The organism is Actinoplanes aureus (assembly GCF_015704865.1).
Classification (GTDB): domain Bacteria; phylum Actinomycetota; class Actinomycetes; order Mycobacteriales; family Micromonosporaceae; genus Actinoplanes; species Actinoplanes aureus.
Window position 1 is genome coordinate 196,371 of record NZ_JADQTO010000011.1, and the last position, 12,950, is coordinate 209,320.

At 72.5% G+C, this 12,950-nt stretch carries 12 protein-coding genes; 8 read left to right on the forward strand and 4 right to left on the reverse strand.

Annotated features, from left to right (window positions below; all coding sequences use genetic code 11):
- The first annotated feature begins 431 nt into the window (after positions 1–431).
- Positions 432–881 carry a hypothetical protein gene (locus tag I4J89_RS24005; protein ID WP_196416293.1) on the forward strand — a complete coding sequence of 150 codons (450 nt, stop codon included), beginning with the start codon at positions 432–434 and terminating at the stop codon, positions 879–881.
- Between the two features lie 95 nt (positions 882–976).
- Positions 977–1,498, forward strand: a complete 522-nt coding sequence (locus tag I4J89_RS24010; protein ID WP_196416294.1) for a hypothetical protein — start codon at positions 977–979, stop codon at positions 1,496–1,498.
- Positions 1,499–1,501: 3 nt separating this feature from the next.
- On the opposite strand, the gene I4J89_RS24015 is transcribed toward I4J89_RS24010, so the two are convergent.
- Entirely contained in the window at positions 1,502–2,473 is a 972-nt protein-coding gene (locus I4J89_RS24015; RefSeq protein WP_196416295.1) for an ArsR/SmtB family transcription factor, read from the reverse strand.
- A gap of 65 nt (positions 2,474–2,538) precedes the next feature.
- Here I4J89_RS24015 and I4J89_RS24020 point away from each other — a divergent pair, with 65 nt between their 5' ends.
- The 4 genes from I4J89_RS24020 to I4J89_RS24035 are packed head-to-tail and all read left to right on the forward strand — an operon-like array spanning position 2,539 to position 7,020.
- Entirely contained in the window at positions 2,539–3,762 is a 1,224-nt protein-coding gene (locus I4J89_RS24020) for an MFS transporter (protein ID WP_196416296.1), read from the forward strand.
- Positions 3,763–3,798: 36 nt separating this feature from the next.
- Positions 3,799–4,653 (forward strand): MEDS and STAS domain-containing protein, encoded by an 855-nt coding sequence (locus I4J89_RS24025; RefSeq protein ID WP_196416297.1) that lies wholly within the window; start codon positions 3,799–3,801, stop codon positions 4,651–4,653.
- 37 nt (positions 4,654–4,690) lie between these two features.
- Entirely contained in the window at positions 4,691–5,614 is a 924-nt protein-coding gene (locus tag I4J89_RS24030; protein ID WP_196416298.1) for an anti-sigma factor RsbA family regulatory protein, read from the forward strand.
- Between the two features lie 47 nt (positions 5,615–5,661).
- Entirely contained in the window at positions 5,662–7,020 is a 1,359-nt protein-coding gene (locus I4J89_RS24035; protein ID WP_196416299.1) for an MFS transporter, read from the forward strand.
- On the opposite strand, the gene I4J89_RS24040 is transcribed toward I4J89_RS24035, so the two are convergent.
- On the reverse strand, positions 7,012–9,351 hold the full coding sequence (locus I4J89_RS24040) for an ATP-binding protein (RefSeq protein ID WP_196416300.1): 2,340 nt from the start codon (positions 9,349–9,351) through the stop codon (positions 7,012–7,014). The genes I4J89_RS24035 and I4J89_RS24040 overlap by 9 nt on opposite strands.
- A gap of 27 nt (positions 9,352–9,378) precedes the next feature.
- Here I4J89_RS24040 and I4J89_RS24045 point away from each other — a divergent pair, with 27 nt between their 5' ends.
- Positions 9,379–9,573: a hypothetical protein gene (locus tag I4J89_RS24045; protein ID WP_196416301.1), complete on the forward strand. Its 195-nt coding sequence runs from the start codon at positions 9,379–9,381 to the stop codon at positions 9,571–9,573.
- A gap of 82 nt (positions 9,574–9,655) precedes the next feature.
- On the opposite strand, the gene I4J89_RS24050 is transcribed toward I4J89_RS24045, so the two are convergent.
- Positions 9,656–10,561, reverse strand: coding sequence for a Kelch repeat-containing protein (locus I4J89_RS24050; protein ID WP_196416302.1), 906 nt, complete (start codon positions 10,559–10,561; stop codon positions 9,656–9,658).
- Between the two features lie 62 nt (positions 10,562–10,623).
- Between I4J89_RS24050 and I4J89_RS24055 the strand changes: the two genes are divergently transcribed.
- Positions 10,624–11,334, forward strand: a complete 711-nt coding sequence (locus I4J89_RS24055) for a response regulator transcription factor (protein WP_196416303.1) — start codon at positions 10,624–10,626, stop codon at positions 11,332–11,334.
- Positions 11,335–11,361: 27 nt separating this feature from the next.
- Here the strand turns inward: I4J89_RS24055 and I4J89_RS24060 are convergent, their stop codons facing one another.
- Complete coding sequence (locus I4J89_RS24060) at positions 11,362–12,858, reverse strand: S8 family serine peptidase (protein ID WP_196416304.1); 1,497 nt, start codon at positions 12,856–12,858, stop codon at positions 11,362–11,364.
- Positions 12,859–12,950: the final 92 nt, after the last annotated feature.

Below are 12,950 nucleotides of genomic sequence, written 5' to 3' on the forward strand. Positions count from 1 at the left end.
ACCGAGCATTCCTCCTGGCGGCGGCCTGCTCATGTCTGGCTGAACCGGCCCATCTGCGCAATGATCCAAGCGGTCTTTTACGCCCAGGCGCAGAGTTGCTAGACAAAGACGCTTCCCGATGGGCGCCGACAATTGCAAATATGTTCTCCGCTAGGGTGAGAGTCCGCGACGCCCGGGCGCTGAGCAGGTGTGCCAGGCCGGCCGGAGGGCGGCGCTCGCTGCTGCGTCGATCAGACCATTCGGTGCGGGCCGGAACGCTGGATCGGTAAATCGGAAAACATCGACCTGGGCGTAATGGTCGCGGTGTCGCAGCATTTTTTCAGTCTGCCGGACGGTATGAGCGACATGCGTGATACTCGGCGAAGCGGCCTTCCGGGTGACTCTGCGCGCTCCGATTCAGAGGCCGAATCCCACGATCTGGAGAAGATGCCATGAACCTGCCCCTTGCTCGCGCGTCGCTGGCGCGGACCGCGAGCGCCGCCGTACTGGCGAGCGCCGCCTTCGCCGCCGTCCTTCCGGGCGTCGCGAACGCCGTCCCGGGCGACCGCTCCGTTCTCGCCACCGTGCGGAACGACAGCAGTGTGCGACTCAACCTGATGGAATCCGATGTCGCCGAGGGAAGGTGGACCACCGAACCGCCGACCGCCATCAAGAGCTTCAAGACGGCCCGCTTCGGCTCGATGTCGGCCGAGGACGAGGGCGGCACCGAGGCCACCGTCGTCTACCGGTCCAGGTTCGGCGACGTGGAGATCTACTGGGATCACCCGTGGGTACGTGACAGCCAGATCACGTGTATTCCGCCGGATGAGCTGATGTGCGACACCGTGGTCACCGGGTCCGCGAAGTCCAAGGTGACCTTCACCCTTTCCGACGCCGCCTGAGCGGGGCGCCCGCGTTCGGACCTGTGCGCAGGACCCGGTGGCGGATTCCACCGGGTCCTGTCGCGGCGTTGATCGGTGAAAGGAGACACGGAGTCATGCGATTCACCCTCGTCCTCGCCGGGGCCGCTGTGGCCGGTGGCGCTCTATTCGCCACCCCGGCAGCCGCGACGGTCAAGTTCGACCCGGCCACCAAGACCGGCTTCGTCGGCAAGCTCGACGTGCAGCGGAGCTTCGGCTGGGACGATGCGGCTCTGCGGGCACGCACGGGCCGGATCACCTTCACCTACGACACGTTGACCAAGGACACCTACTCGGTGGTCTGCGGCCGGGCCGGCAACCGTCCGTTCACGGTGCTCCACGACCGGGTCTTCGCGCGGGACTTCCTGAACGCGGTCGTCGTCCGCGACACGACCGCGGCGCCTTCGGGATTCCGGATCACCGGCGCCGGCACCGGTATCTCCGGCACGACGGTCGGGCCGACGGTCGGCCTCCCATGCCCGGAGGAGCGAAAGGGGAAGACCGTCCGCTCGGCCCGGGTGGTGTCGACCGCGTTCACGGGGACACTGAGCGCCAACTTCGGCGGCGTCTCCAAGACCCTCTGGCGGGGCCGGGGCTGAGTCTCAACGGACCAGCGCGTCGCCGAGTGGAGTGCGCTGATAGAGCACCGACCGGCCGGAACGGGCCCGGCTGACCAGCCCGGCCCGGTGCAGCACCGCCAGGTGGTCGCCGACCGCGCCGGTCGCCATCCCGTACGCCCGCGCCAGCTGACTGGTGCTGGCCGGGTCGGCGAGGGTGGCCAGCAGCAGCGCCCGGGACCGGCCGAGCAGCGCCGACAGGTGTTCCGGCGCCTCGGGCGGGCCGTGCTCCAGCAGCGTGGCCACACCCCGCGCCGGGTAGACGACGGCCTTCGGCCACGGCTCGTCGGCGAAGACGGCGTACGACGGCCAGACGAACACCGACGGCACCAGCAGAAGACCCGCGCCGCCGAGCCGGATCGACCCGCCCGAGCGGTTGTGCAGGTCGATGCCACCGTCGCGCCAGCGGACCTTCGGGTGCAGCCCGGCCAGGGCCGCGGCCCAACCGGAACGGCCCAGCTCGCCGGAGCGGTGCACGACGTCGCGCTCGCAGAGCAGACGCAGTCGCGGCCAGTCGTCGGCCATCAGCGCGGTCCACGCCGCGGCCAGGAAGTCGGCCAGCCGGTTTAGGACGTCCGCCGAGGTCAGCACCGACCGGGCCGGCTCGGTGGCGTCCGGGCGCCGCTGCAGATAGAAGTCGATCTCGGCGCGGGCGACGGCCGGTGGCGTGGCACGCAGCGCCGCCAGGTCGTCCTCGATGGTCTGGCCGAGCCGCTGCGGCGGCGGGCACAGCAGGGTCGCCCCGGACCGTGGCAGCCGCAGCGTGAGAACCGCGGCCAGGGCGGGGTCATCGCGCAGCGCCGCGAAGCGCGGCCGCAGCCGGGCCAGCCACCTTTCCGGTACGCCGTGGCGGTGCGGCCCGGACAGTCCGCGGATCAGGTGTTGCAGCTCGAAGACCGGTGACAGCGCGAACCGGGTGCGCAGCAGGTCTTCGGCGCCGACCTCGAACCGGATCACCCGTCGACCTTACGCCAGGGAACGAAACATTCGTACGACGGCGGACCTCCCGGCACGCTCCACCCATGTCCGTCACCGACCGGCCCGCCTCGTACCGTGAGGTGTTCGCCGAACCCGTCTTCCGCGCGCTGTTCCTCGCGCGGACGCTCGCGATCGGCGCCAACTCGCTGCAGATCTTCGCGTTGTCCGTGCTGGTGTACGCGGGCACCGGCTCACCCCTGCTGAGCGCGCTCGCGTTCGGTGCCGGGTTCCTGCCGCAGTTCGTCGGCGGTCTGCTGCTCGGCTCGCTGACCGACCGGCTCCGGCCCCGGCCGCTCATCACCGTCGGGTACGCCCTCGAGGCGGTGCTCGCCGCCGTACTCGGGTTGTTCGTCCTGCCCGTACCGATCAGCCTCGGCCTGGTCGCGGTGCTCGCCTGCTGGACCCCGGTCTTCACCGGGTCGGCGGCTCGGGTCATCGCCGAACGGCTGACCGGGGACGCGTACGTCCTCGGTCGCTCGGTGTCGAGCATGTCCTCCTCCGCCGCGCAACTGCTCGGCCTCGCCGGCGGCGGCGTAGCCGTTGCCGCGATCGGGCCCCGCCAGGCACTGCTCTTCGCCGCCGGCTGCCATGTCGTCGCCGCCGTGGTGATCCGGTGGGGTCTGCCGCCGGGCGAGGCGCCGGCGCCGGAACGCGGTGGAGCCGTACGGGACAGCTGGTCCGGGGCGCTCGCCCTGCTCCGGGACCGTGTCATCCGCCGGCTGCTGCTCGCGCAATGGCTGCCATCCGCGTTCGTGGCGGGCGCGGAAGCGCTGTTGGTCGCGTACGGCGCGCGCCGCGGATTCCCGGCCGGCGCCGGTGCGATGCTGATGGCCGCACCGGCGGTCGGCATGTTCGCCGGCAACTTCGTGGTCGGCCGGTTCGTCCGCCCCTCCCTGCGGGAGCGGTACGCGGGCGCGTTCGTCGTCCTGCTCGGCGCGCCGCTGATCGGGCTGCTCGCCGGCCCTCCGCTGCCGGTGATCGTCGGCCTGCTGGTCCTGTCGGGCACCGGCTTCGCCTACGGCCTGGGTTTGCAGCGAAGGTTTCTGGAGGCCGCGCCCGAGGGGCGTACGGGTCAGCTGTTCGCCCTGCTCTCGACCGGGCTGATGGCGCTGCAGGGCCTCGGCCCGCTGGTCCTCGGCGCGGTCGCCGAGTTGACCTCCCCACTGCTGGCCATAGCCACGGCCGGAGTGGCGACGGTTCTGACGGCCCCGCTCGTGCGCCACGTTTCACCCGATCGTGGTGCCGGTATCGGTGAGTTTCGCGCGTAGGTTGGCGGTCGTCACCGTGGCTCGTATGGAGAGGATGTGGCCAGGTTGACGCTACTCGACCGGCTCATTCCGGGAGATCACGTCTGCTGGACCACCGGCGACGAAGCCGTACGGCTGGACTCGCTGACCGAGGTGGCCGAGACCGGCTTCCGGGAGGGACACCGGGTCGTCTACTGCGGCGACGACACCGCGGACGTCCTGGCCGCCTTCGCGCAACGAGGGTTGCCCACCGGCCGGGCGCTGGCGTCCGGCGATCTGCGGGTCCCGCCGATCGAGTCGTCCTATCTGACCGCCGGCGTCTTCGATCCACAGGCGACGTTGTCCTTCCTCCATCGGGAGATCGGCGCCGCGCGTGACGCGGGCTACCGGGGCCTGCGGATCGTCGCGGACATGTCGTGGGCGAGCCGGCTGGTGCCGGGTATCGAGCGGCTGCTCGACTACGAGACCGAGATCAACAAGATCTTCGCCGAGGGCTACGTACTGGGCGTCTGCGCGTACGACCGCCGCGCCTTCACCACGGCGAGCCTGCGTACCCTCGCCCGGTCCCACCCGGGCACCGTGCGGACCGGCAGGCCGTTCGATCCGGCCCGCGCGTTGCGTGTCCGGCACACGTGGCAGCCTTTCGGTTTGCGCCTGGAGGGCGAGGCCGACCTGCTCAACGAATCGGTGCTCCGCGCCGTGATCGATCATCTGCTCGAGATCCTGCCGGATGAGTACCCGAGGGCGGCCGTCGACGTCTCCGGCCTGACCTTCGTCGACACGGCAGCGGCCCGGGTCCTGTTGCAGGCGCCGGACCGCGCCGCGGGCCGGATCCGGCTCGTCGGCCGGTCGCCGGCCCTCGACCGGCTCATCGAGTTCCATGGCGCCGAACCGCCTGCGGACACCGCATGACCGAGTACCGCCGAGTGTGCGTAGAGAGAGTCGTCCAATGAGCGTCCACGCCACCGGCTTCCACCACCCGGGCCTGCTGTATCGCGGCAGCGCGGAATACGTCGCGGCCGTCGCCGACTTCGTCCGTTCCGCCGTGACCGGCGGCGATCCGGTCCTGGTCGCTGTACCCGGGACGAATCTGGACCTGTTGCGCGGCGCTCTGATCGACGTCAGCGACCGCGTGAGCTTCGCCGACATGGCGGTGGCCGGCCGCAACCCGGGCCGGATCATCCCCGGTGTGCTGCTCCGGTTCGCCGACGACCATCCGGACCGCCGGGTCTCCATCGTCGGCGAGCCGATCTGGCCGGACCGCACCGAGCTGGAGTACCCGGCCTGCGCCGCACACGAGGCGCTGATCAACGCGGCCTTCGCCGGCCGGGACGCCGCCATCCTGTGCCCGTACGACGTAGTGCGACTCGACCCCTCGGTGATCGCGGACGCCTGGTCCACCCATCCCACGATGATCGAGGACGGCGCTCTGCGTGACAGCGACCGGTACGCCGACCCGGCGGTGACGGCCGCGACCTTCAACCGGCCGCTGCCGCCGCCCCAACCGGACGCGGAATCACTGGTGTACGACGATTCGCTCGCCGCCGTCCGGTGCTTCGTGCGGCGGCTGGCCACGGCACACCTGCCCGGGGAACGCGCGGAGGAGCTGGTGCTGGCCGCGAGCGAGGTGGCCGCCAACACGGTCGATCACACCTGGGGCTTCGGCCGGGTCACCGTCTGGACCGAGCCGGGCCTGGTCGTCTGCCAGCTTCAGGACACCGGCCATCTGACCGATCCGCTCGCCGGCCGCATCGGCCCGCCACACATCCGCCACCGTGGTTACGGACTGGTCCTGGCGAACGAGCTGTGCGACCTGATGCGGATCCACTCGAGCCCGGCCGGCACCACCATCCGGCTGCACAAGCTGCGCTGAGTCACGGCGCCGTGCGTCAACGGCCGGCCACGGGGTAAACGGCGGGCGTGAGCGGGGACGTACACATCCAGGACGCCATCGACCGGGTCGGGTTCGGCGCGTTCCAGCGGAAGCTCTTCCTGATCTGCGGGGTGACCTGGGCGGCGGACGCGGCGGAGATCCTGCTGCTGTCGTTCGCGCTGCCGGGGGTCACCGAGGAGTTCGGGCTCAGCCCGGGCCAGGCCGGCGTCGTGGTGACCTCCACCTTCGCGGGCATGCTGGTGGGGGCCTGGTTCTGGGGGATCATGGCGGACCGGGTGGGGCGGCGGCTCGGGTTCCAGCTCACCATCGCGATCTTCGCGGTGTTCGGGGTGGCGTCCGCGTTCGCGCCCGGCCCGGTGTGGCTGGCGGTGCTGCGGGCGTTGACCGGGTTCGGGCTCGGCGGGGCGCTGCCGCTGGACTTCGCCCTGTTCACCGAGTATCTGCCGACCCGGGACCGGGGACGCTGGCTGGTGCTGCTGGAAAGCTGGTGGGCGGCCGGCACGGTCGCCGCGGCCGGGCTCGCGCTGCTGATCATGCCGACGCTGGGCTGGCGGTGGCTGCTGGCCAGCTCGGCGGCGGCCGCGCTGCTAGTGCTCTGGGCCCGGATGCGGGTGCCGGAATCGGCCCGCTACCTGCTCAGCAGAGGCGACGCCGAGGGGGCGCGGAAGCTGGTCAACGAGGTGGCGCGGGTCAACGGCGCGCCGCCGGTCGAGCAGCGCCTGACGCTGCCGTCCGGGAAGGGCGCCACGTCGCCCGCGGAACTGCTGCGGGGCGCGCTCGGCCGCACGACGGTTCTGCTGTGGGCGGTGTGGCTGCTGATCGGGTTCGGTTACTACGGGATCTTCTCCTGGCTGCCGCAGATCTTCGCCGGCGAGTACGGCTTCCTGCGCAGCTACCAGTACGTCTTCTTCCTGGCGCTGGCGCAGCTGCCCGGATACCTGTCGGCGGCGTGGCTGGTGGAGCGGGCCGGCCGCAAGCCGGTGCTGGCCGGTTACCTGGGTGCCGCGGCGCTCGCGACCTTCACCTGGGCGATCGCCGACTCCACGGCGCTCGTGTTCGTCGCGGCGGGACTGATGAACTTCTTCACCCTGGGCGCCTGGGCCGCGCTGTACGCGTACACCCCGGAGCGTTACCCGACGCAGCTGCGTGCCTCCGGGCTCGGCGCCGCGAGCGGCTTCGCCCGGATCGGCGCGGTGGCCGCGCCGCTGGCCGGCGGCGCACTGCTGGCCATTTCCCTGCCGGCGGCGCTGTCCGCGTTCGCCGCGGCGTTCCTGCTGGCCGCGCTGGTGGTGGCCGGGTACGCGGCGGAGACGCGCGGAACCCGCCTGGACGACACCGTCGCCGAGCGGACCGGCCCAGTGGCTCAGGCGGCGAGGCTACGCTGAGGCCGGCCGTGAGCGCCGGGCGGCGGCGAGGCGGTCACGCGCCGCGCGTACCTCGGCGATGTCGACGCCAGCGAGGATGCCGGCGGCCCGCTGCTCGGCCTCCCCGGCCGCGCGAAGCCGGCCGAGCTCGACCTGCGCTGCGGCCTGCTTGAGCAGGCCGATCCCGAGACGTACGGGATTGGCGACGGTGACGAAGATGTCGACGGCCTTGCGGTACGCGTCCTCGGCGCCCTCGGGATCGCCGAGGGTGAGCCGGCTGTCGCCGACGGACTCGTGAGCCAGCCCGTAGTCGACCGTCGGCCCCATGGTGGCGAGCACGCGTACCGCCTCCTCGTAGTGGGCGAGGGCGTCGGCCGGGCGGCCGTTCACATCGGCGAGCCAGCCCAGAGCGCGCAGTGTCCGGCCTTCGCCGCGGGTGTTCCGGTGAGCGCGCTGGTGGGCGAGAGCTTCCTCGAACGCGGCACCGGCCGCTTCCGGTGAGCCGGTGTCCAGCAGGGCGGTGCCGAGTTCGAGCAGCGACCAGGCCAGTTCGGAGTCCGGCTCGTCGCGCCTGGGCCGTCGCAACGCGACCGCCTGTTCGGCCAGCGACACCGCCTCGGGTGCACGACCGGTGCGCAGCGCGATGCTGCCCAGTTTGGTCAGCGCGTGCGCCTCACCCTCGACATCGCCGAGTCCGGCGAACCCGGCGCGGGCCGCGCTCGCGTGCTCGGCCGCCTCGTCGAGCCGTCCCAGGTGGTCGGACGCGCTGGCGAGGTGGCAGAGCAGCAGATACCGGTCGGCGTCCTCGCCCGCCCAGCGATCGAGCGCCTCGGACAGCATCGCGTGGGCCTGCACGGCGCCGCCGACCAGGTCGGTGGCCCGGCCGAGCTCCCACAACGCGTCGGTGTGCCGGCGCGGATCATCCGCGGCGCGGACCGCACGGCCGGCCGCGGCCACCCGGAACCGGTAGTCGGCGTGCAGCGTGGCGGACCGGCGCGTGGCTTTCCAGAGCCGCCACGCCGATTCGCGCCGGCCGTCGTCCACGGCCCGGTCCAGCAGCGCGAGCAGGGCGTCGCGTTCACCGGCCAGTTCGTCGTCATCCACCAGGGTGACGTAGTGGTCGATCAGGCGGTCCAGAGTGTCGGCACGCTCGCCGGCGGTCATGCACTCGGTGGCGAACAGCCGGAGCAGGTCGTGCATGCGGTAGCGGCCCGGGCCGGAGGACTCCAGCAGACCGGAGTCGACGAGCCGTTCCAGCGCGGCCTCCGCATCCCGGCCGGGCGCGCCGAGGGCGGCAGCGGCGGTGGCGACGCCGAAGGATCTGCCGGGGGAGCCGGTCGTGGCGGCGGGGACGATGCCGAGGCGGCGGAACGCCTGGCGGTCGGCTTCCGGGAGGTCGTCGTACGTCTCCTGGAAGCTGCTGCGGACCGCCAGGTCTCCGGCCCGCAGCTCGTCGAGGCGGGACCGCTCGTCGGCGAGACGCTCGGCCAGGTGGGTGATGGACCATCCGGGCCGGTGGGCGAGGCGCGCGCCGGCGATGCGGACCGCCAGCGGCAGCGAGCCGCAGGCCTGGACCAGCGCCTCCGCTCCGGCCGGGTCCCGGGACACGCGCTCGGCGCCGACGATCGCGGCGAGCAGGTTCACGGCCGCGCCGGCGGTCAGGGCCGGCACCGGGAAGTGGACGGCCTCGTCCAACCCGGCGAGCGGGCGGCGGCTGGCGACGATCGCGAGGCACTCCGGCGCGGTCGGCAGCAGCGGGCGGACAGCTTCGGTGCCCGGGGCGTCGTCGAGCAGCACCAGGACGCGGCGGCCGGCGAGCGCCGCGCGGTACTGGCGCAGCAGCTGGTCCTCGGTGAGGGCCGCGTTGACCGGTTCGCCGAGGCCGGTGAGGAACCAGGCGAGCAGGTCGGCGGTGGTCCGGCCGGCGCCGAAGTCGGTGAACAGGTGCCCGTCCGGGAAACGGCCGCCGACGTCCGCGGCCAGCCGCAGCGCGAGGGCGGACTTGCCCACTCCGGCCTGGCCGGTGATGGCGATCGCGCGTACCCCGCCGGCGACCAGCACGCGTAGCCGGCTGAGCTCGTCGTCGCGGCCGGCCAGGCCGGCCGCCGGCAGCGGAAGATCGGCCGGCGCCGGGCGGGTCCCGGGTTCGCGGGGTACCGGCCGGGACTGGACGACGGCCAGCGCGGCGGTGGTGATCGTGAGAACGCCGACCACCGGCCAGGCCAGCGCGGTCAGCGGGCTGAGCGGCCCGGGCAGCGTGCCGCCGGTGGCCACGTTGACCGCCACGCCGAGGGCGACCGGCAGCAGGCTGGAGGAGATCACCAGCGAGACGAGCACCCCACGCTCACGCATGCCCCATCATCGGTCGATGATGGAGGCATGGCGACCCCGGAACCCGTCAGTGTCCTGCAGCGCTGGTCCGACAGCGGCGGCACCTGGCGGGTGATCGCGCGCGGGCCGGCCACGGTGACGGTGGCGCTGCTGACCTGCACCGGTGAGGAGGTCGAGCGCGTCGGGCTGGCGGCCGGCCCGGAGCTGCTGGAATACCTGGCCGAGGCGGAGGACCAGAACTAGCTTGGCCCACGCTCACTGCTGTCTCAACGGCCACCAGACAGCACCCACGTTGGGCCGGACAAGACCCTGACCACGAAGGTTTCTAGTCGCTGACGCGCAGGGCCTCGACCCGGGCACTGGCGGTGGGCGGGCCGCCGGTGATCTCGAAACCGCCGAACGCGACGAGCGAGCCGCGCACCAGATCCGCGGAGAACGAGGCGCGGCCTGCGGCGAGCAGCGGGCGCAGCGTACGCCAGCGGTCGGCTCGTGGGTCGTACCGTTCGGTGGTGCGCAGCGGGCCGTCCGCACTGGCGCCACCGACGACGAAGATGTGCCGGTCACCGGCGGCGACGGCCGGGTTCCCGCGTCCGGAGGACAGCGGTGCCACGGTCCGCCAGGTGTCCCTCGCCGGGTCGTAGCGTTCGACGGCGGACTGGAAGACTTGGGCGTCGTCGGCGCCGCCGATCGCGTACAGGTCACCGTCGAGCTCGACCACCTTGAGCAGGCCGCGCCGGGTCGGCATCGGCCGCAGGCTGTGCCACCGGTCCTGCGACACGTCGTACATGGAGACCGCCGCGGTGGCCACGTCGTCGGCGTCGAAGCCGCCGACCACATAGATCCGGTCGCCGATCGCTGCCGCGCCCGCGCCACCCCGCGCACCCGGCAGCGGCCGCCCGGTACGCCAGGCGCCCGACGCGGTGTCGAGGACCTCGACCGTGTCCACGGTCTTGCCCCGGACGAAGCCGCCCAGCACAAAGATGTCGCGGCGTACGGCCGCCGTGGCCGAGTTGCCGCGTGCCGTGGGCATCGGCGTCACGAGCCGCCACCGGCCGCTCGCCGGGTCGAGCCGCTCGACCGAGTCCAGTTCGGCGCCGAACGCCGTGGTGAATCCGCCGAACGCGTAGGTGGTGCCGGCGGTCGCCGCGATCAGCCCGCCGCGGGCGACGTTCAGGCTGGGACGCGCCTGCCAGCGGTCGTCGAGTTCTTCGAGTCTGTCGGTTGGTTGCATCTCTTCACGCTGCCGTCCGGCGGGCGACAGGAGCCATACGACGTTTGTCGTAGCGTCGTGCGATGGGCATCGATCTCGACGTGACGGCGTTGCGCCGGCTGCTGTCCCCGGACGGGTCGCCGCTGACCATCGCCGAGGTGCTGGCCGTCGTGGCGGCGTCGATCTCGTGTGACGTGGTCTCGTGGTCCCGGCTCGATATCGCGGGCCAGCGGGTGCTCGACGGTGTGACGATGCCGGCGGAGGCCGCCGAGCTGGACGCCAGCCTCGACGACGTGTTCTGGGCGCACTACCTCGATCACCCGCTGTGCCACGGCCCCGGCGAGCGGGTGCCGGTGCTTGCGATCACGGACGTGATGGACGGGGCGGCCTGGCGCCGGACCGGGCTCTACACCGAGTACTTCCGGCCCTGCGGCCTGGAGCACGAGATCGGCGTCAAACTCAGCCACCCGCCGGGGCAGACCAACGTGCTGCTGCTCGACCGTGGCCCGGGCCGGCCGTTCGACGAGCACGACCGCCTGGTGCTGACCCTGCTGCGCCCGCACCTGGACGCCGCGATCCGGCGCATCGTCGACCCCGGGCCGTCGCTGACCCGGCGCGAGGGGGAGATCCTCGCGCTGGTCCGGCACGGCCTGACCAACCAGGCGATCAGCCGCCGGCTGGGCGTCTCGCCGCACACCGTACGCAAGCACCTGGAGAACGCCTTCGCGCGGCTGGGGGTGCACAGCCGTACCGAAGCGGTTGTCGCTCTGGAAACGGGACGCGCCCGGCACTGAAAGTGCCGGGCGCGAGTCATGCGGGGTTCAGCCCCAGCGGCTGGTGCTCCAGCCGTCGGTGGAGGTGTAGCGGGCGCCGGTCCACTCGTCGGCCGACCAGGCGCGGCCGGACCAGGCGCGGCCGCTCCAGCTCGGGTCGGTCCAGGTGCGGCTGCCGCCCCACGGAATGACCGGCCACACCGCGGACGCCCACGTCTTCGAGGCGAACGAGGTGCCGGTCCAGCCGTTGCCGGCGATCGTGGTGCCCATCCAGTTGCCGCCGATCCAGGCCTGCCCGACCGCCGTCATGGCCGCCCAGTTGGCGCTGTGGAACGGCCCGAAGACGCTGAACTCGCCGGTCAGCGCGACACTGTTGCTCACCACCCGGCTCGCGCCGCGGGCGTCGTCGATCTCGCCGGCGCCGCTGGACAGCGGGTGCTTCTGCGCGCTGTCGGCGGCCGGGCTCAGACCCAGCGCGGTGTTCACGTTGATCTGCTTGAGCCGCAGCGTGCCGGCCTTGCCGGCGGTCAGCGCGGTGCCCCGCTTCAGCAGGTTCTTGACCTGGTCCGGGGTGAGCGACGGCTTCGCCTCGAGCAGCAGGGCGACGGCCGCCGAGGTGACCGCGGCGGCCTGCGAGGTGCCGCTGCCGCGGAACAGCGTGGTGCCGCTGCGCGCCGACGGGTACGCGTCGTCGATGCTCGATCCCGGGTCCCGCAGCGACAGGATCGACTCGCCCGGTGCCAGCACGTCGATGGCCTTGCCGGTGGTCCCGCTGTTGGTGAACGCCGCCAGGTCGTCGTCGCCGGTCGCGACGGTGCCCTTGGTCGACGCCGCGCCGACCGAGACGACGTACGGGTCGGTGGCCGGGTTGGTCAGCCGAGCCTCGGCGTTGCCCTCGTTGCCGGCCGCCGCGACCACCACGATGCCGGCCTTCCAGGCGCGTTCGACCGCGTACTGGAGCGGGTCGGTCGCCGCGGCCGGGTTGCCGCCGCTGCCGTAGGACAGGTTCAGCACCCGGATTGGGTTGTTCGGGTCGTCGTTGCGGTGCTCGACCACCCAGTCGATGCCGGCGATCACCTGCGAGACGTCGACGGCGCCGTTGGCCGTACCGAGCTTGATCGAGGTGAGCTGGGCGCCGGTGGCGATGCCCTTGGCGCCACTGGCCGTGTCGTTGCCGACGATGATGCCGGCCATGTGGGTGCCGTGGCCGTACGAGTCGAGGTAGCGCAGGTTGTCCGCCTGCGACTCGAACGACAGGTCCGGCCCGTTGACGATCCGCGCCGCCGGCAGCCCGGCGACCGGGGCCACGCCGGTGTCGAGCAGGGCGACGCCGACCCCGGTACCGGTCAGTCGTGCCGCCGCACCGGTGTCCGCGCCGATGATCGTGCGTACGTCCTTGAGCGTCGTGCCCGCCGTGCCGGCGGTCGCGGTGGTCAGCCACCCGCCGCCGAAGCGTTCGGCCGCCTGCGCCGGTACGGCCAGCGCGGTGCTGCCGACCAGGGCCGCCGCCACAGCGGTCCGCACAACATTTCTCGTACGCCTCATGCGTCCTCCGTAGCGTGCCGGTTGCTATTCGGTCGCCAGTCATCGGCGGGCCCGGACCGGGCCTGAGGGTTTTCTTTCTTCAGTTCCGGCGC